General features: G+C 64.0%; 14 protein-coding genes. 2 read left to right on the forward strand and 12 right to left on the reverse strand.

Going from position 1 to position 19795, the window contains the following annotated elements; genetic code table 11:
* Window positions 1-69 precede the first annotated feature (69 nt).
* Window positions 70-2718, forward strand: coding sequence for an aminopeptidase N (gene pepN, locus QMO80_RS06280; protein WP_283199305.1), 2649 nt, complete (start codon window positions 70-72; stop codon window positions 2716-2718).
* Between the two features lie 191 nt (window positions 2719-2909).
* The gene (locus QMO80_RS06285) at window positions 2910-5219 is read left to right on the forward strand and encodes a PAS domain-containing sensor histidine kinase (RefSeq protein WP_283199306.1); all 2310 of its coding nucleotides are present in this window, start codon (window positions 2910-2912) and stop codon (window positions 5217-5219) included.
* Window positions 5220-5242: 23 nt separating this feature from the next.
* On the opposite strand, the gene QMO80_RS06290 is transcribed toward QMO80_RS06285, so the two are convergent.
* From QMO80_RS06290 to QMO80_RS06345, 12 genes are all read right to left on the reverse strand, one after another.
* A complete protein-coding gene (locus tag QMO80_RS06290; protein ID WP_283199307.1) occupies window positions 5243-8200 on the reverse strand; it encodes a bifunctional [glutamine synthetase] adenylyltransferase/[glutamine synthetase]-adenylyl-L-tyrosine phosphorylase in 2958 nt (985 codons plus the stop codon).
* Between the two features lie 134 nt (window positions 8201-8334).
* The gene (locus tag QMO80_RS06295) at window positions 8335-9744 is read right to left on the reverse strand and encodes a HAMP domain-containing sensor histidine kinase (RefSeq protein ID WP_283199308.1); all 1410 of its coding nucleotides are present in this window, start codon (window positions 9742-9744) and stop codon (window positions 8335-8337) included.
* Window positions 9741-10487 carry a response regulator transcription factor gene (locus QMO80_RS06300; protein ID WP_283199309.1) on the reverse strand — a complete coding sequence of 249 codons (747 nt, stop codon included), beginning with the start codon at window positions 10485-10487 and terminating at the stop codon, window positions 9741-9743. Before QMO80_RS06300 ends, QMO80_RS06295 begins: the two co-directional genes overlap by 4 nt.
* Window positions 10488-10561: 74 nt before the next feature.
* A complete protein-coding gene (locus tag QMO80_RS06305; RefSeq protein WP_283199310.1) occupies window positions 10562-12151 on the reverse strand; it encodes a Do family serine endopeptidase in 1590 nt (529 codons plus the stop codon).
* Between the two features lie 180 nt (window positions 12152-12331).
* Complete coding sequence (locus QMO80_RS06310) at window positions 12332-12796, reverse strand: cytochrome c-type biogenesis protein (RefSeq protein ID WP_283199311.1); 465 nt, start codon at window positions 12794-12796, stop codon at window positions 12332-12334.
* Window positions 12797-13011: 215 nt separating this feature from the next.
* On the reverse strand, window positions 13012-15009 hold the full coding sequence (locus tag QMO80_RS06315; protein ID WP_283199312.1) for a heme lyase CcmF/NrfE family subunit: 1998 nt from the start codon (window positions 15007-15009) through the stop codon (window positions 13012-13014).
* Entirely contained in the window at window positions 15006-15488 is a 483-nt protein-coding gene (gene ccmE / locus QMO80_RS06320; RefSeq protein ID WP_283199313.1) for a cytochrome c maturation protein CcmE, read from the reverse strand. Before ccmE ends, QMO80_RS06315 begins: the two co-directional genes overlap by 4 nt.
* Window positions 15485-16615, reverse strand: a complete 1131-nt coding sequence (ccmI, locus tag QMO80_RS06325; protein WP_283199314.1) for a c-type cytochrome biogenesis protein CcmI — start codon at window positions 16613-16615, stop codon at window positions 15485-15487. The genes ccmE and ccmI overlap by 4 nt, the downstream gene beginning before the upstream one ends.
* 90 nt (window positions 16616-16705) lie before the next feature.
* On the reverse strand, window positions 16706-17131 hold the full coding sequence (locus QMO80_RS06330) for a hypothetical protein (protein WP_283199315.1): 426 nt from the start codon (window positions 17129-17131) through the stop codon (window positions 16706-16708).
* A gap of 118 nt (window positions 17132-17249) precedes the next feature.
* Window positions 17250-18653: a HAMP domain-containing sensor histidine kinase gene (locus tag QMO80_RS06335; protein ID WP_283199316.1), complete on the reverse strand. Its 1404-nt coding sequence runs from the start codon at window positions 18651-18653 to the stop codon at window positions 17250-17252.
* Entirely contained in the window at window positions 18643-19314 is a 672-nt protein-coding gene (locus QMO80_RS06340) for a response regulator transcription factor (protein ID WP_049734404.1), read from the reverse strand. Before QMO80_RS06340 ends, QMO80_RS06335 begins: the two co-directional genes overlap by 11 nt.
* Before the next feature lie 53 nt (window positions 19315-19367).
* Window positions 19368-19616 (reverse strand): hypothetical protein, encoded by a 249-nt coding sequence (locus QMO80_RS06345; protein ID WP_283199317.1) that lies wholly within the window; start codon window positions 19614-19616, stop codon window positions 19368-19370.
* Window positions 19617-19795 lie beyond the last annotated feature (179 nt).

The raw sequence follows: 19795 nt of genomic DNA on the forward strand, positions 1-19795 counted from the left end.
CAAATTTATGGCAGAGTGCGCCCGCCTCTGTATTCCGCGGTTGTCAAATAACGGTCTTCAGGAAACACCATGCGAACAGATACCGGCCAGATCATTCATCTGGCAGATTACCGTCCCACCGACTTCGTGCTGGAACGCGTGGACCTGACGTTCGAACTCGATCCGACGGAGACAAAGGTCGAGGCACGCCTGATCTTTCATCGCCGCCCGGGCGCCGATCCGGCGGCGCCGATCGTGCTTGACGGCGACGAGTTGACGCTGTCGGGGCTGCTCTTCGACCAGGTGGAGCTCGACCCTTCGCGGTATGACGCTACAGCGGAAAGCCTGACGGTGCGCGACCTGCCGGAAAGCGCTCCCTTCGAGCTGACGATCACCACGCTCATCAATCCCGAGGCCAACACCCAGCTGATGGGCCTTTACCGCACCGGCGGCATCTACTGCACGCAATGCGAGGCGGAAGGTTTCCGCCGCATCACCTATTTCCCCGATCGTCCGGACGTGCTTGCACCGTTCACGGTCAATATCATCGCGGACAAGGACGCCAACCCGCTGCTCCTGTCGAACGGCAACTTCCTCGGCGGCGCCGGCTACGGCCCCGGCAAGCATTTCGCCGCCTGGTTCGACCCGCATCCGAAGCCGAGCTATCTCTTCGCGCTCGTTGCCGGCGATCTCGGCGTCGTCGAAGACACGTTCACCACCATGTCCGGCCGCGAGGTGGTGCTGAAGATCTATGTTGAGCACGGCAAGGAGCCGCGCGCAGCCTATGCCATGGATGCGCTGAAGCGCTCGATGGCATGGGACGAGGAGCGGTTCGGGCGCGAATACGATCTCGATATCTTCATGATCGTCGCCGTCTCCGACTTCAACATGGGCGCGATGGAGAACAAGGGCCTCAACGTCTTCAACGACAGATACGTCCTTGCCGATCCTGAGCTCGCCACCGACGCCGACTACGCCAATATCGAGGCGGTCATCGCGCATGAATATTTCCACAATTGGACCGGCAACCGCATCACCTGCCGCGACTGGTTCCAGCTCTGCCTCAAGGAAGGCCTGACGGTCTATCGCGATCAGGAATTCTCCTCCGATCAGCGCTCGCGCCCGGTCAAGCGCATCGCCGATGTGCGCCACCTGAAATCCGAGCAGTTTCCTGAGGATGGCGGCCCTCTCGCCCATCCGGTGCGGCCGACGACCTATCGCGAGATCAATAATTTCTACACGAGGACCGTCTACGAGAAAGGCAGCGAAGTGACGCGGATGATCGCGACGCTGCTCGGCAAGGACGACTTCAAGAAGGGCATGGACCTCTATTTCGAGCGCCATGACGGCCAGGCCGTGACGATCGAGGATTTCGTCAAATGCTTCGAGGATGCGAGCGGCCGCGACCTCACGCAATTCTCGCTTTGGTACCATCAGGCCGGCACGCCGCTCGTCACCGCGTCGGGCAGCTATGATGCGGCGGCGGCCACCTTCACCCTGTCGCTCGAACAGATGACGCCTGCTACACCCGGCCAGTCGAGCAAGGAACCGATGCATATCCCGCTCAGCCTGGCGCTCTTCGGCGAAAACGGCGGCAAGATCGCGCCGAGCTCGGTCGAGGGCGCCGAATATGCCGGCGAGGTGCTGCACCTGACCGGCCGCACGCAGACGGCGGTGTTTCATGGCGTCGGCTCGCGCCCGGTCGTTTCGATCAACCGCAGTTTCTCGGCGCCGATCAACCTGCATTTCGATCAGAGCCCGGCCGATCTCGCCCACCTCGCCCGCCATGAGACCGATCACTTCGCCCGCTGGCAGGCACTGACCGATCTGGCGCTGCCGAACCTGCTGAAAGCAGCGCGCGACGCCCGCGAGGGCAAGCCTGTTGTCTGCGAGGCGACCTTCGTCGAGACGCTGATTGCGGCAGCAGCCGACGACAGCCTCGAGCCCGCCTTCCGCGCCCAGGCGCTGGCGCTGCCGAGCGAATCCGACATCGCCCGCGAACTCGGCGGCAACAACGATCCCGATGCCATCCATGCCGGCCGGCAGGCGATCCTGAAGCAGATCGCCGATGCCGGAAAGGATGTTTTTGCCGGCCTCTACGCCGCAGCGACGACATCGGGCGATTTCAGCCCGGACGCGAAAAGCGCCGGCCTCAGGGCGCTGCGCAATACGGCGCTGACCTATCTCTCATATGCCGAACAGACGCCGGCCCGCGCCAGGGCGGCCTTCGATGCGGCCAACAACATGACCGATCTCAGCCATGCGCTGACGATCCTCGCCCATCGTTTCCCCGACAGCGCGGAGACGGCCGAGGCGCTCGCCGCCTTCCGCGAGCGCTTTGCGGAGAATGCGCTCGTCATCGACAAATGGTTTGCGATCCAGGCCGGGATTCCCGGCGCGAAAACCCTGGATCGGGTCCGCGCCCTGATGAACGATCCGCTGTTCAAGCGGACCAATCCGAACCGGATGCGGTCGCTGGTCGGCACCTTCGCCTTTGCCAATCCGACCGGCTTCGGCCGCGCCGACGGCGAAGGCTATCGTTTCCTCGCCGGTCAGATTCTCGATATCGACGAGCGCAACCCGCAGCTTGCCGCCCGCATTCTGACGTCGATGCGCTCCTGGCGCTCGCTGGAACCGGGGCGGGCCGATCACGCCCGCGCGGCGCTGAACGAGATCGAGCAGGCCGCCGCTCTTTCGACCGACGTGCGCGATATCGTCGAGCGCACGCTTAAAGGGTAATTTGCTTCGACCGGCCGCCGTGAAAAATTCGGCGGCCGGTTGCCGAGCAGATCGAATCGCCCGAAAAGCGCGAGATTATAAATAGTTAACGGATTTTTACCTTTGCCTCTGGACAAGGCGAATCACCCATGATTCTCTAGGTCAGGTTCGAGCGAGCGGCGCGCGAATCACACGAGGGACAAGGCGAAGAGATGATGGACGTGCGGTGGGCAACCGTGGCCGGAGGACGGCTGCGTGTCGATTTTGACGGGTTGAAAGCCTGGCGAGACAGCCTTTCCGGTCATGCGACATCGGAACCGCTTCTGCGTCATCTGCCGAAAGCCGAGCTGCTCTTGAAGCGCGCCATTCCAGCGCTGATCGTCGCCTTCCTCTTCGTCGTCGCCGCCTCCCATTTCTTCGGCATGGTCAGCGAATACTCCCGCCTGGAAGCCTCCGCCCGCCATGCCACCGCGCTTTCGGCCGCGACCGCCTCCGCGGTGTTTGCCGATGCCTCCGACATTTTCGACAGCGGCGATATCGCAGAAGCGCAGGCCCGGCTCGCCAGGTTCCTGCCGCAGGACCGGCTCGACAGCGGCGCCTTCGTGCTGCTCGTCCAGGCGAGCGGCAAGGTCTTTGCCGCGACGACCGCCGGGCTTTCGCATGTCGGCAGCAATGTCGGCGATTTCTTTCCCGAGGTCTCGGCGATCCGGCGTTTCGGCGATCGCGCCGGCGTCATCGAAACGACGATCGGCGGCGTGCCGCACTACGCCGAGATCACGCTGATGGGCAATGCCGGCGGCTATATCGTCGCCGCCACCTCGCTCGAAGAGATCAGCCGGCTGTGGCGCGAGCAGCTCGCCCTCAATGTTACGCTGTTTGCCGGCATCTCCTCCATCCTGCTCGTCATCCTCTATGCCTATTACACGCAGGTGAAGCGCGCCCGCGATGCCGACGACATCTTCCTGGAATCGAACCTGCGCGTCGAGACGGCGCTGTCGCGCGGCCGCTGCGGCCTCTGGGACTTCGATTTCGAGAACCGCGAATTCTTCTGGTCGCGCTCGATGTACGACATGCTCGGCCTGCCGGGTTCCGACAAGACGATGGGCTTCGGCGAAGCCGCGCGGCTGATGCATCCCGATGACGGCGGGCTCTACGAGATCGCCCGCGCCATCGCCAAGGGCCATTCCGGCCAGGTCGATCAGATCTTCCGTATGCGCCATGCCGGCGGCCACTATGTCTGGATGCGCGCCCGTGCCCAGGTGATCCGCAGCAATTCCGGCCGTGTGCACCTGATCGGCATCGCCATGGACGTGACCGAACAGCATCGGCTCGCCCAGCGTTACGCCGAAGCCGACCAGCGCCTTGCCGACGCCATCGAATGCACCTCCGAGGCCTTCGTGCTCTGGGACAAGAACGATCGGCTGGTCATGTGCAACACCCATTTCCAGCAGGCTTACGGCCTGCCGGACAGCGTGCTGGTGCCCGGCACCGAGCGCTCGATCGTCAATGCCGCCGCTGCCCGCCCCGTCATCGAGCGGCGGATCGCCGATGCCGACGGCCCCGGCTATTCGCGCACGACCGAGGTGCAGCTTGCCGACGAGCGCTGGCTGCAGATCAACGAGCGGCGCACCCGCGACGGCGGCAGGGTCTCGGTCGGAACCGACATCACGCTGATGAAACGCCATCAGGAGCGGTTGCGCGAATCCGAACGCCGGCTGATGGCGACGATCGGCGATCTCTCCGCCTCGCGCCAGACGCTGGAGATTCAGAAATCCGAACTTTCGACGGCGAACGCCAATTACCAGGCGGAAAAGGAACGCGCCGAGGCCGCCAACAAGGCGAAATCGGAATTCCTCGCCAACATGTCGCATGAGCTGCGCACGCCGCTCAACGCCATCCTCGGCTTCTCCGAAATCCTGCAGAACCAGATGTTCGGGCCGCTCGGCTCGCTGAAATACGACGAATATGCCCGCGATATCCATGACAGCGGCAAACATCTGCTCAACGTCATCAACGACATTCTCGACATGTCGAAGATCGAGGCCGGCCATCTCCGGCTGCATTGCGAGCGTATCGATCTGGTGCCGCTGATCGAGGAAAGCCTGCGCTTCACCGCCATTCCGGCGGCCGAGAAGAATATCGTCATCGATCAGCGCATCTCATCCGGCCTGACGCTGACGGCCGACCGCCGGGCGATGAAACAGGTGCTGCTCAACCTGCTCTCCAATGCGGTGAAGTTCACCGACAATGGCGGCCGCATCGCGGTGCGCACACGCCGCATCGACGGCGCCGTCCTCGTCACCATCGCCGACACTGGCATCGGCATTCCCCGCTCGGCGCTGTCGAAGATCGGCCAGCCCTTCGAGCAGGTGCAGAGCCAGTATGCCAAGAGCAAGGGCGGCTCCGGCCTCGGGCTCGCCATCTCCCGATCGCTGACCGCGCTGCATGGCGGCCGCATGAAGATCCGCTCCCGCGAAGCTGTCGGCACGGTGATCTCGCTGCGCATTCCGGATGATGTTTAAAATACGTCGCCGTTCATCCTGCCTCAGGCCGTTACGACCTTCAGGAAGATCTTCCTGACCGCCTTCGAAAGCCGCTTCAGCTCGCCTTCCAGCGTCCTGATGTCGGGGCAGTCGCCGGCGCGGCAGACAAGTTCGACGAGACCGGCCGGCGCGTCCTCAGGATCGAACAGGCCGTCGATCGAGAGGCGGATCAGCTGCGACAGGCCGGTATAAAGGGCGAAAGCCTCAAGGCATATGTCGAGATCGGCCGGCGCCATCAGCCGGTCGCCCAGCGCCTTCAGGGCCTCGCCGGTGCTCATGCCGTTCACGGCAATGCCGACGCCCCTGGTCGGTGCGATCAGCGCCAGGTACTGGGCGATGAACTCGAGATCGATGACACCGCCGGGGATCAGCTTCAGGTCCCATGGGCCGGAGGGCGGCTTTTCCGTGTCGATCAGTTCGCGCATCTCGGCGACGTCATGCGCCACCTTGGCAATGTCGCGATCCGACGTCAGCACCTCGCGGATGATATGTTCCGCCTCGGCGATCAGGCTGTCATCGCCCGAGATCAGCCGGGCGCGGCTGAGCGCCATATGCTCCCAGGTCCATGCCTCCTCGCGCTGATATTTGCCGAAGGCATTGATGCGGGTGGCGACCGGTCCCTTGTTGCCGGAGGGACGCAGCCGCATGTCGACCTCATAAAGCACACCTTCGGCGGTCGGCGCCGAAAAGGCGGCGATCAGCCTCTGGGTGATCCGGGTGAAATAACGCGTCGCGTCGAGCGGTTTTGCCCCGTCGGATTCGGAGGCTGAATCGTCATAATCATAGAGCAGGATCAGGTCGATGTCGGACCCGGCCGTCAGCTCGAAGCTGCCGAGCTTGCCCATGCCTGCGATTGCGATACGGCCGCCGGGATAGTCGCCATGGGCTGCCCGCATCTCGCTCACCACGGCATCGAGTGCGGCTGATATGATCAGGTCGGCGAGATGAGTGAAGGCGCGGGCGGCCATCTGGCCGTTGATCGCGCCGGTGAGCAGGCGGATGCCGATCAGGAAACGCTGCTCGGCGGCAAAGATGCGCAACCGGTCGAGCACTTCCTCATAGTGGCGCGCCTGGACAAGCGAGCCCTTCAGCCGCTCGCCGAGATAATCGCGGGTCGGCAGTTCGGCCATCAGGCCGGGATCGAGCATGCCGTCGAAGACATGCGGCTTGGCGGCGATCACTTCGGCAAGGCGGGGTGCCGAGGACATGATGTTGACGATCAGCGACAGGAGCGCCGGGTTGCTGCCGAGCAGCGAGAACAGCTGGATGCCGGAGGGAAGGCCGGAGATGAAGCTGTCGAAGCGCAGCAGCGCCTCGTCGGCGCGCTTGCTTTCTCCGAAAACCCGCAAAAGCTCCGGCGCCAGCTCCGTCAGCCTTTCGCGCGCTTCCACCGATTGCGTGGCGCGATAGCGGCCATAGTGCCAGGTGCGGATGATGCGGGAAATGTCGGACGGCCTGGTGAAGCCGAGCCTCTTCAGCGTCTCCAGCGTATCGGGATCGTCGCCCTGGCCGGTGAAGACGAGGTTGCCGGTGTCGGTGGAAAGCTTGCTTTCCTGCTCGAACAGATGGGCATAACGCCGCTCGACCGTCTTCAGCACACCGACCAGCCGCTCGGCGAAGCTCGGCGTATCGGTAAAGCCCATCATGAAGGCGATGCGCTTCAGGTCGCCATCGGTCTCCGGCAGCAGGTGGGTCTGCTCGTCGCGCACCATCTGGATGCGATGCTCGACATTGCGCAGGAACCAGTAGGCCTCCGTCAGTTCGTCCCGCGTCTCGGCATCGATCCATTTCGCCTTGGTGAGTTCACCGAGCGTTTCCTCCGTCGCCCGGCCGCGCAAGGCCGGCATGCGGCCGCCGGCGATCAGTTGCTGGGTCTGGACGAAGAATTCGATCTCGCGGATGCCACCGCGGCCAAGCTTGACGTTGTGGCCTTTGACGGCGATGGCGCCGTGGCCCTTATGCGCGTGGATCTGCCGCTTGATCGAATGGATATCGGCGATCGCCGCATAATCGAGATATTTGCGGAAGACGAAAGGGGAAAGCCCGCGCAGGAACTCGCTTCCCGCCGCAAGGTCGCCGGCGACGGCGCGCGCCTTGATGAAGGCTGCCCGCTCCCAGTTCTGGCCCCTGCCCTCATAATAGATCATCGCCGCCTCGACCGGTATCGCCAGTGGCGTCGAGCCGGGATCGGGGCGCAATCTCAAATCGGTGCGGAAGACGTAGCCGTCGGCCGTGCGCTCCTGCAGGATGCGCACCAGCCGCCGCATCATCCGAGGGAACACCTCGATTGCGTCATCGGGGTCAGGCACGATGCCGGCCTCCTCACCGAAGAAGACGACCAGATCGATATCGGAGGAGTAGTTGAGCTCGCGGGCGCCGAGTTTGCCCATGCCGAGTACGATCAGTCCGGAGCCGTCGCTCGGGGCGGCCGGATCGCGCAGCCTGAGCTTTCCGCCCTCATGGGCCGCCAGCAGCAGATGGTCGATCGCGGCGGCGACCGACGCCTCGGCAAGCTCGCTCAGCCAGGCCGTCGTCGCCCGCCCGTCGAAGATGCGCGAGAGATCGGCGAGCGCGACCAGGAAGGCGACCTTGCGCTTGATGATGCGCAGCCGGGTCATCACAGCCGATTCCGCCGGTGCGGCTCCCTCGCCCTCCGGCCGCCAGCAGACGCGCGCTTCGGCGACTAGCGCCTCGATCTGCGGCTCCAGCGGCTGCGTGATGGCGCCGGCGAGGATGGCGGAATCGAGATTGGCGATTTCGCGGAGATAGGGCGACAGCGTCAGCGCAGCGGCAATGAAATCGCGCAGCGGGCCTTCCGTCTTGACCATAGCAGCCACCGACGGCTCGCTTTTGCCGGCCTCCTGAAGATCTGCCATTGCCAGCTTCAGCTCCGTCTGGCTCAGCGGACGCAGCAGCCCTTCGGCCACATCCTTCAGGCCATGCGTCGATTTCGTCAGCATGCGCTCTCCCTGGCTAAGCGGAAGAAAACGGCCACAGGGAATCGCGAACCGTCTGCTTCGATCGGCATTAAACTAGGGTCTTGGCGGCAAACCGCCAATACGCGATTCAGCCGATGGTCAATCGGGAGAAGAGTTCACGCCGGCTTGGCCGGGAAGATCATGCTGACGGTCAGGCCTCGCTGTCCGGGTTTGTCCGGATCGGTATCGGAGAGCTCCAGCCGGCCGTTGTGCAATTCCATGACGGCTTCCACCAGCGAAAGACCGAGCCCCGTCCCGGGCTTCGAACGGCTTTCATCGAGGCGGACGAAACGCTTCACCACGTCGTCGCGCCGCTCGGCCGGAACGCCCGGCCCATGGTCGGCCACCGAAAGGCAGATGCCGTCCGGGTGGCGGGCAAGTTTCAGCGACACCGTGCCTGCCCCTTCGGTATCGGAGGAATATTTGATGGCATTGTCGAGCAGATTGAAGATCGCCTGACCGATCAGCTCTCGATTGCCCTGCACCTCGACATCGGGCTCGATGCTGGAGCTGAGGCCAAGCCCGGCCTCCTCCGCCGCCGGCTCGTAAAGCTCGGCGCTGTCGGAGACGATCGCCGAAAGCTCCACAGGCGACATTTCGGCGGCGACCGATCCGGCCTCGACGCGGGAGATCATCAGCAGCGCGTTGAAGGTGCGGATCAGCTGATCCGATTCGGAAATGATGCCTTCGAGCGCGGCGCGCCGCGTCTCGCCATCGTTCATATCGAGCGCATCGGCCGCCTTGTTGCGCAGCCGCGTCAGCGGCGTCTTGAGATCATGGGCGATATTGTCGGAGACCTGCCGCAGGCCCTCGTTTAGCTTCTCGATGCGCTCCAGCATAGTGTTCAAAGACATCGACAGCCGGTCGAACTCATCGCCGGATCCGCCGACCGGCAGCCGCTGCGACAGGTCGCCGGCCATGATCTTCTTGCTGGCATCCGACATGCGGTCGATGCGTTTCAGCGCATTGCGGCCAATCGCGAACCAGATGATGATGGCGCCGAGCCCCATGATCGCCAAGGCCACCATCAGCGCCTGGCGCACCAGCAGGCGGAAACGTTCGGGGTCGCCGAGGTCGCGGCCGATCAGGATCCTCAGGCCGTTGTCGAGCACGAAGATATTGGCGATCGCCTTGTGGCGACGCTCGACGCCGCTATCGGTATAACGCTGATAGATGAAGGGGGCGGAGGTCCAGCCGATCTCCTCGAAGACACCCGGCTGCACCGAGGCGACGTTGCCGGCGAGGATATCGCCCGAAGGACCGGCGATGACATAAAGGTTGGCGCCCGGCTGGCGGGCGCGCCGCTCCATCGTGCGCAAGAGAAGGTTCATGCCGCCGGTGTCATAGGCGCGCTGCACCTGCTCCACCTCCTGCCTGACGGCATCGCGGATCTGGCCGGTCAGCAGCCGTTCCGACATCGCCGTCACATAGAAGACGAGCGTTGCGGCGCAGATGGCGAAAAGCAGGATGTAGAGTGCCGAAAGGCGGACTGCGGTGGACTTGAAGAGAACCCTGAAGCGGCTCATCCCTCGTCCTTGATCATATACCCCGCGCCCCGGATGGTTTTCAGGAGCGGCTGGCTGAAGTCCTTCTCGATCTTCGAGCGCAGGCGCGAGACATGGACGTCGATGACGTTTGTCTGCGGGTCGAAGTGGTAGTCCCAGACGTTTTCGAGCAGCATGGTGCGGGTCACCACCTGGCCGGCATTCTTCATCAGATATTCGAGCAGGCGGAATTCGCGCGGCTGCAGCGGGATTTCCTTGCCGCCGCGGCGCACCTCGTGAGAGAGCCGGTCGAGTTCGAGGTCGCCGACGCGGTAGACGACATCCTGCTCCGGCGTGCCCTTGCGGCGGCCGAGCACCTCGACGCGCGCCAGCAATTCGCTGAAGGCATAGGGCTTCGGCAGGTAATCGTCGCCGCCGGCACGAAGACCGGTCACCCGGTCATCGACCTGGCCGAGCGCCGAGAGAATGAGGACCGGCGTGTGGATCGCCTTGCGGCGCAGCTCGCTGATGACGGAGAGCCCGTCGCGGCGTGGCAGCATGCGGTCGATGACGATGACGTCGTAAGTATTTTCCGAGCCCATGAACAGGCCGGCCTCGCCGTCGCTGGCGTGATCGGCGACGATGCCCGCCTCGCGAAAGGCTTTCGTGAGGTAGACGGCGGCTTCGAGATCATCTTCGATGATGAGAATCTTCATGCGGCCGACATTACCCACCGGCTGCGTTTCGGCAAGGCTCAAAGCATCTTCCTGCTGGACGGCACCCATCGCGATCATCCTTCAAAGGTCAGAAGAATCAAGCCGCGCGGACTGTCGTCCGCACGGCTCCGGTTTTCCTGAAATCAGCCCTGGCCGTTGATCGGAAGTGCGACGAAGCGGCTTCCTTCACCGGACTGAATCTGGAACAGCGCGCGGGTGCGGCCGTCCTTCTTCGCCTGGTTCAGCACCTTGACGACATCGGCGGGGCTGGAGACCTCCTGGTTGTTGACCGAGGTGATCTTCTCGCCTTCCTTGATGCCCTTGTCGGCGGCATCGGAGTCCGGGTCGATGCCGGTGATCGCCAGGCCCTTACCGTCATCGGAAGGACCGACCGTCAGGCCGAGATCGGCAAGAGCCTTCTCGGACGCCGGTGCCTCCGGCTGCTGCGGCTGGTTGTTGTCATCGGCGGACGCATCCTTCTGGTCGGCCGGCAGCGTGCCTAGCTCGACAGTCAGGGGCTGTGCCTTGCCGGCGCGCCAGACCGAAAGCTCGACCTTGCTGCCCGGCTGCATCGCACCGATGCGGCGGCTGAGGTCACGCGCATCCTTGATTGTTTCGCCGTTCAGCGCGGTGACGACGTCGCCGGCCTTCATGCCGGCCTTGTCGCCGGGAGAGCCTGCCTGCGGGGCGACGACGAGGGCGCCGCTCGGCTCGGAAAGGCCGATCGATTCGGCGATGTCCTTGGTCACCGGCTGGATCTGGACACCCAGCCAGCCGCGCGAAACCTGGCCGTCCTTCATCAGATCGGCGACGACATCCCTGGCGGTCGAGGCGGGAATGGCGAAGGCGATGCCGACGCTGCCGCCCGACGGCGAGAAGATCGCGGTATTGATGCCGACGACTTCGCCGCTGAGGTTGAAGGTCGGGCCGCCGGAGTTGCCGCGGTTCACGGCGGCATCCACCTGCAGGTAATCATCATAGGGGCCGGAGCCGATATCGCGGCCGCGGGCCGAGACGATGCCGGCTGTGACCGTGCCGCCGAGACCGAAGGGATTGCCGACGGCGACGACCCAGTCGCCGACGCGGACATTGTTGTCGTCGGCCCAGTTGACGTAGGTGAACTTCTTGCCCTTGCCGTCGACCTTCAGCACGGCGAGGTCGGTGCGCGGATCCCTGCCGATCAGCTTGGCATCGAGCTCGGTGCCGTCATTCATGACGGCGACGAAGGCCTGGCCATCGGAAACGACGTGATTGTTGGTGACGATGTAGCCATCCTCGGAGATGAAGAAGCCGGAGCCTTGAGCGACCGGACGCAGACGGCCCTTGCCGGGGCCATTCGGGCCACCCGGTCCGTTCTGGCCGAAGCGCCGCTGATGGCCCTGCTGGCCGCCCGGATCCTGCTCGCCGAACTGCTTGAAGAAGCGCTTCAGCGGATGATCGTCGGGAAGGTCGTCAAAGCCGCGGCCGTTGAAATCGAAGGAGAAGCCGTCATTGTTGTCGGAGACGGGATTGACCCGGTTTTCGACCCGGACGGAAACGACGGCCGGCGAAACGGCATCGACGACATTGGCGAAGCTCGGGACGGCAGGTGCCTGAACCTTGACGGCTTCGGCGTAAGACCGGGTGATTTCGAGCGGAACGCCGGTTGCAAGCACAGCGGCTGCAATACCGGCGACGGTAGAAGCCTTGAGCACAGTGGCGAGGGACGGACGTCCGTTGAAATTCTTGAGCATTGGAGCACCTTCTCTTGTTCTTAAATCTTCAGACCGGCGGCGCCGGATCAGTCGATGAATGCAGATATAGGACGCCGCACCTTACTGCGAACTGTCCGGCCAATGAAAAGTTCGTAATGTTTGAGTTGTTCTGCTTGCCCGTGTTCGGGCCAACGCGACGAACGATTGCCGTATTGTGTGTTACTTATCCAGAAGCTCGCTGAGCTTCGCCTGTTCGTCCGCCGTCAATTTGCTTCCCGTCGGCCTGCCAACCCTCTTGCGCGCAAAGACCAGCAGCGACAGCCCGCCGGCCAGCACCAGCAGCACCGGAGCGCCCCAGAGCAGCACCGTCTTCATACCGACACGCGGCTTCAGCAGCACGAACTCGCCGTAGCGCGAGACGATATAGTTCAGCACTTCATCGTCGCTGTCGCCGTCTTTGATGCGCTCGCGCACAAGCAGGCGCAGATCCTTGGCGAGGTCGGCGTTGGAATCGTCGATCGACTGGTTCTGGCAGACCATGCAGCGCAGTTCCGCCGAAAGGGCGCGAGCGCGGGTCTCCAGCGCCGGGTCGGAGAGAACCTCGTCGGGATTGACGGCGAAGGCGGAGAAGGGCGTGAAGAGGATGAACAGGATGATGAGGAAACGGGAGAGAAAATACGACATCTGCGAGATGCGCCGAACCTCTCCTCCCCTCATTCCTGTCCTCGGGCTTGACCCGAGGATCGTCACAGGAATCCAGCCACGGCGCGTCTGCGCCGTGAATGAATCTATACCGCCACTCAAAGAGTCTTCCGCGCCCAAGGACTTGGGCGCGCTGGATTCCTGCGACGATCCTCGGGTCAAGCCCGAGGACAGGAATGAGGGAGGCCGTGGGGGCATCATTCCGCCGGCTCCATCGTGGGCGCTGCCGGCTTTGCCACCTTCGCCTTCCTCCGCGGCGCGCCGACGCGCAGGCGGCGGTCGCTGAGCGAAACCAGACCACCGAAGGCCATGACCAGCGCGCCGCCCCAGATGCAGAGGATGAACGGCTTCCACCAGATGCGCACGACGATGCCGCCGTCCTTGGTGGCGTCGCCGAGCGAGACGTAAAGCTGGCTGAGCCCGAAGGTCAGGATGCCTGCTTCCGTCGTCGGCATCTGGCGGGCGGTGTAGAGGCGCTTGGCCGACCAGGTATCGGCAACCGCGACACCGGCGCGGCGGATGGTGAAGTGGCCGCGCTCCTCGGTATAGTTCGGCCCGGTCGCCGGCTGCATGCCGTCGAAATGCAGGCTGTAGCCGCCGGCATCGGCGGTCTCGCCGGGCTTCATCTCGATGACATGCTCGGTCTGGAACGTCGTCACAGCGACGATGCCGAGCACGCTGATGCCGAGTCCGGCATGGGCAAGGGCGGTGCCGAAGGCCGAACGCGGCAGGCCGGTCAGACGGCGCCAGGCGACAGCGCCCGCCACCTTGCCGATGCCGGCGCGATACCAGAGATCGGCGATGGCCCCGAGCACCAGGAACAGCCCGGCCGCCAGCCCGAGCACTGATAGCACCGGCCCGCCATGCTGGAGATAGAAGAAGATCACCGCGGCAGCGAAGGCGAGGCCGGCCACCACATAGAGCCGCTGCAAAACGCCGAGCAGATCGCCGCGCTTCCAGGCCAGCAGTGGCCCGAACGGCACGATGACGATCAGCGGCGCCATCAAGAGGCCGAAGGTCAGGTTGAAGAAGGGCGGCCCGACGGAAATCTTGTCGCTGGTGATCGTTTCCAGCAGCAGCGGGTAGAGCGTGCCGGTCAAGACCGTGCCGCAGGCGACCGTCAGGATCAGATTGTTGAGAACGAGCGCGCCCTCGCGCGAAATCGGCGCAAACAGCCCGCCGGCCGAAAGCTTCGGCGCGCGGAAGGCAAAGAGCGACAGCGCGCCGCCGATGAAGATCAGCAGGATGCAGAGAATGAAGACGCCGCGGGAGGGATCGCTGGCAAAGGCATGCACCGAGGTCAGCACGCCGGAGCGTACCAGGAAAGTGCCCATCAGCGACAGCGAGAAGGTCAGGATGGCCAGCAGCACCGTCCAGATCTTCAGCGCCTCGCGCTTTTCCATGACGAGGGCGGAATGCAGCAATGCGGTGCCGGCAAGCCAGGGCATGAAGGAGGCGTTTTCCACCGGATCCCAGAACCACCAGCCGCCCCAACCAAGCTCGTAATAGGCCCAGTAGGAGCCCATGGCGATGCCGAGCGTCAGGAAGGTCCAGGCGGCGAGCGTCCAGGGCCGCACCCAGCGGGCCCAGGCGGCGTCGATGCGGCCTTCCAGGAGTGCCGCGACCGCAAAGGAGAAGCAGACGGAAAAGCCGACATAACCGAGATAGAGCAGCGGCGGGTGGATCGCCAGACCGATATCCTGCAGGACCGGATTGAGATCGCGGCCCTCGGCCGGCGCCGGGTCCAGCCGCAGGAAGGGATTGGAGGTGAGCAGGATGAACAGGGTGAAGGCGACCGAGATCCAGGCCTGGACGGCCAGCACATTGGCCTTCAGCGTCTCCGGCAGATTGCGCCCGAAGACGGCGACCAGGGCACTGAACAGCACCAGGATCAGCAGCCAGAGCATCATCGATCCCTCGTGATTGCCCCAGACGCCGGAATATTTGTAGATCAGCGGCACCAGCGAATGCGAATTCTCCCAGACGTTCTCGACGGAGAAATCCGAGACGACATGGGCATAGGTCAAGACACCGAAGGAGAAGGCGACCAGCGCGAACATCGCCAGCGAACCTGATGTCGCCACATCCATCATCGCCCGGTCATGGCGGCGGGCGCCGATGACGGGCACGATCGAAAGAATGAGCGCCGTTGCCAGCGCCAGCACCAGCGCGTAGTGGCCGATCTCGATGATCATGGCGTCGCCTTCGCCTCCTGGCCCTGACTTTCCTGGCCTTGTCCGTCTTTCCACAGCCCCTGCTGCTTCAGCCTGTCGGCCACGTCCTTCGGCATATAGGTCTCGTCATGCTTGGCGAGCACGGTATCGGCGGTAAAGATGTTGGTCCCCGGCGCAAACATGCCTTCGGTGACGACCCCCTGCCCTTCGCGGAAGAGATCGGGGAGGATGCCGGTATATTTAACCTTCACCGCATTGGCGCTGCCGTCGGTGACGGAAAATTCCACTGTCGAGCCGGCGCCGCGCACGACGCTGCCTTCGCCGACCAGGCCGCCGAGCCGGATTCGGGTTTCCGGCGCCACCGGCGTCTTTGCCAGATCGGCCGGCATATAGAAATAGGCGACCGACTGGCTGAAGGCGAACATCACCAGCAGCACGGCGGCGGCAATGAAGCCCATGCCGCCCGCGATCACCGTAAGGCGCTTCTGCTTGCGCGTCATTGCGTCGCTTCCTCCGTTGATATGCCGAGTTCCCTGGCCAGCGCCAGCAATTGCCTGCCCTGTTCGCCGGGTGGCGGGAAGGCCGCAAGCCCACGCTTCAGGGCGCCTGCGGCACGATCCTTGTCGTTCAATACGGCGTAAGAGCGGACGAGCCGCACCCAGCCTTCGAAATTGTTCGGATCGGCGCTGAGCTTGGCGTCGAGGCTCTCGACCATGCCGCGGATCATCTGCTGCCGGTCGCCGGCGCTCATGTTTTCGGCCGCCGCCACATCTTCCGATGTCGGTCCGCCAGGCGCGGCCGGCTGGGCAGCCTCGCCGCCATTTCTGGCGATATGCTCATTGACCAGCGGCAGCCAGGGCGCATCGGCCGGCGATTGTTTTGCCAGCGCCTCGAAGGCCTGGCGGGCCTCGTCGGGCCGCCCCGCCTGCTCCATGCTCAGCGCGATATAAAAGCGAGCGCGCGGATTGTCGGGTTCCAGCGTCAGCGACTGTTCCAGCACCTGCCGCGTCTCCTCCGTCACCACGCCGTCGGAGACCGCCATCAGCGTTTCGGCAAGGCCGTCGAGCCGAGCCGGGCTTGGGCCGAGCAGCCGGATGGCATTGCGGTAGGCCAGTTGCGCGTCGTTCACCCGCATGGTGCGCAGATAGATCGGCGCCAGCACGTCCCAGCCCTTGCCGTCATCGGGCTTCTCAACCAAGTGCCGTTCCGCCTTGGCGATCAGCACCGCCATGTCGTTGCCGGGATTTTCCAGCCGCGCTTCCAGCGGCTGCGAGGGCAGGTCCGGCCTGCCCGTCGTCAAATAAAGACAGAGTCCGAGAAGCGGCAACGCCAGGAGCACAAAGGCTTCGGTGAAACGGTGATGCCGTGCAAGTTTCGGCGGCTCTTCCGGCCCGCCGGCGGAAACGGCGATCAGCCGACGGCCGATTTCGGCCCTGGCATAATCGGCTTCCTCAGGCGTGATCAGCCCGCCGTTGAGATCGCGGTCGAGTTCGCGCAACTGGTCGCGATAGACCGCCGCCTCACCCGCACGGATATTCTCCGCCGCCTTCGCACCGCGCAGAAGGGGGTAGAGCAGGACGGCAGCGACGACTGCCGTCAGAACGGCAACGAGAATCCAGAACAGCATATCGGCCCAAATACGTGAAGCGGGCCGCCATTCCAACTGCCAAAGCCGGAATGACGAAGATTTGAGGCTATAAGCCGCAATTCACCTGATTTAGCCGAGCGGCGACCAGCTGCCATCCTCGTTGCGGCAGGCGGCACCCCGCACCACGGTGTCCTTGCCGTCAACGGTCAGTGTATGGGTATATTGCCGGCAGTTTTGCGAACCGACCTGATAGGGTGCGGCGGCGACCACCTTGCCGGTGACGTCCTTGCCGGTCCACAGCATCGGCTGGCCGACGGCAGCACCCTCCAGCGCCCGATATTCGGCCTCGAGTGCCCGCTGCCTGTCGCTATCACCAAGCGTCACGCCGCTGCGGCCGACAAGGCCGCCCTGCAGCGCGGTGAGGAAGGCGGCCGAGGCCGAGGGCTTGCTCGAAAAAATGCCGCGTGAAGCGGCACCCTTCGTCGTCGTGCAGCCGGTGAGCGCGACGGCGACGAGGAGAGCGGAAGCGATCATGCCTTGCGAGCGTAAAATCATTGCGTCGAACCACGATCAGGGGTCAATTTCAGCCGATCGAAGTGCAGCGTCCCCGTGTCAGCATTAAGGCAAAGCATGCTATACATTTGCCAGTATCTTTGTGACATCAAGCAGTTGCTCATGCAACATCCTTTGTGATGCCGGGCAGGATAAGCTTCGCTTTGAGCCCGCCCCATTCGCCGCGGGAAAGCTCCAGCCGCCCTTGATACTCACTCGATATCTCGGTGACGATCGACAGGCCAAGCCCGGTTCCGGGCTTGCTCTCGTCGAGCCTGCGGCCGCGCTTCAGCGCCTCGCGGATCTGATCGGGCTCCAGGCCCGGCCCGTCATCCTCGACGGCGAGCTCCACCCAGTGGCGGCGCGCGCTCGCCTCCGCTCCCCTGACGTCGTCGCCGGCCTCGACGGCGGAAAGCCGGACCTTGCTCTTGGCAAAACGGGCCGCATTCTCCAGGAGGTTGCCGACGGTCTCCTCAAGATCCTGCTGCTCCATGGCGACGGCCAGATGCGGTGGCGAGATGACGAGATCGAATTCGGTATCGACGTTCAGCCGGCGCATGACGCGCACCAGCCGCTCCAGCGCCGGCTCGGCATCGGTGCGGGCGAGCACGGATTCGCGCTGCGCGGCGATGCGGGCCCGGTTGAGATAGGACTGCACCTGGCCCTGCATCGATTCCGCCTGGCTGCGCACCAGTTCGCCATGGGATTTTTCGAGCACGCGCGCCTCATTGAGGAGAACGGCGATCGGCGTCTTCAGCGAATGGGCGAGATTGCCGACCTGCATGCGAGCCCGCTCGACGATGCGGCGGTTGCTGTCGATCAGCGCGTTGACCTCATTGGCAAGCGGCAGAATCTCGCGCGGGAAGTCGCCCTTCAGCTGCTCGCTCTCGCCGGCGCGGATGCGCTCCAAGGCGGCACGCGCCTTGTCGAGTGGCTTCAGGCCATAGAGAATCGCCAGCGCATTGACGATCAGGCTGCCGACGCCGAAGCCGGCAAGCGCCAGATAGAGGCTGTGGGAAAAGGTGCGCACGTCGTCCTCGACGACATCGACATTGCCGGTGACGCGGACGCGCGCCGCGCGCCCGTCCGTGTCGAGCACAACTTCGGTTTCGGCCACCTGCACGCGGTTCCCGGAGGCATCCGTCACCTGGTAGTAGCGTTCGTAATTCTTGTCGAAGGGCGCCTCGACGACCGAGGGCACCGGAATGAGCGCCGAGCCGAGCGAGGGCGACACCAGCGGCGCTGTCGTATAGGTGCCGAGTGGCTCCACCACCCAATACCAACCGGTCTTCGGCTGGGCAAAACGCAGGTCGCCGAGCTGCGGGCTGCCGCTGAGCGCGCCCTGATCGCCTATCGTCACCGAGTTGATGACGTTATAGAGCTGCGCCCGCAAGAGATCCTGGAAACCGCGCTCGGCGCTCTTGCGGTAAAGCGTGGAGATCAACAGGCCGATCACGACAAGCGCCACCGTCGACCAGACCGTGGTCAGCAGCAAGACACGTGCGGTGAGCGACTTAATTCGCATGTTTCGGCGCTTGAATGCGGTAACCGAGACCGCGCACCGTTTCGATCAGATCGACGCCCATCTTCTTGCGCAAACGGCCGACAAAGACCTCGATCGTGTTGGAATCGCGGTCGAAATCCTGGTCGTACATGTGCTCGACCAGTTCGGTGCGCGAGACGACCTCGCCCATGTGGTGCATGAGATAGGCAAGCAGGCGGTATTCGTGCGAGGTTAGCTTCAGCGTCGTACCGTTGACCGTCGCCTTCGAGGATTTTGTATCGAGCCGCACCGGGCCGCAGATGATCTCGGAAGAGGAATGCCCGGCCGCACGCCGGATCAGCGCCCGAATGCGCGCCAGCACTTCCTCGACATGGAAGGGTTTGGTGACGTAGTCGTCGGCGCCTGCGTCGATGCCGGCGACCTTGTCGCTCCAGCGGTCGCGCGCCGTCAGAATCAGCACCGGCACGCCGCGGCCGGCGCCGCGCCATTTTTCAAGAACGGAGACCCCGTCCAGCTCCGGCAGGCCGATATCGAGAATGATGGCATCATAGGGTTCGGTATCGCCGAGGAAATGGCCTTCCTCGCCGTCGAACGCCTGGTCGACGACATAACCCGCCTCCTTCAGCGTGTCGGCCAGCTGCCGGTTCAGATTGACGTCGTCTTCGACTACCAGAATACGCATCGGTCCGCCTTCGTCCGCTTCAAATCGATCTGTCCTGAATAGACCGATTCCGCCTACATCGGAACCTTTACCGTCACCTTGCGTGGACGCTGTCCGTTGCCCGATACCAGAACGGTGATGATGCAGGTATCGCCCACCGGCTGCACGGAGAGAAGCTGGCCGCCCGTCTGCTCGACGACCTGGGCTGCCGCGGCGCTGCAATCGCCTGCTACTCTATGAACGAGGGTGCCCGCGCCATCCGGTGAAGGCGCCGATACCACCAATCCGGCGGCCAATGCTGCGACGCTCAGAGGAAAGGCCATGTGCTATGCTTTCAAGGTAATGCCAACGTGGCCCGAATATGTACTCACGCGACCTGAATGGCAAATGAATGCGCTGTAATGCAGGGCATTTAGAACCATTCTCGACTGCTGGCGGCAGCGGCTGAAACCCGCCGCCGCGCCCGGCTTCGGCAGCCTACTTCGCGTGGGAAAAGTCTGCA

It is taken from the genome of Rhizobium sp. BT03 (assembly GCF_030053155.1).
Lineage (GTDB): Bacteria > Pseudomonadota > Alphaproteobacteria > Rhizobiales > Rhizobiaceae > Rhizobium.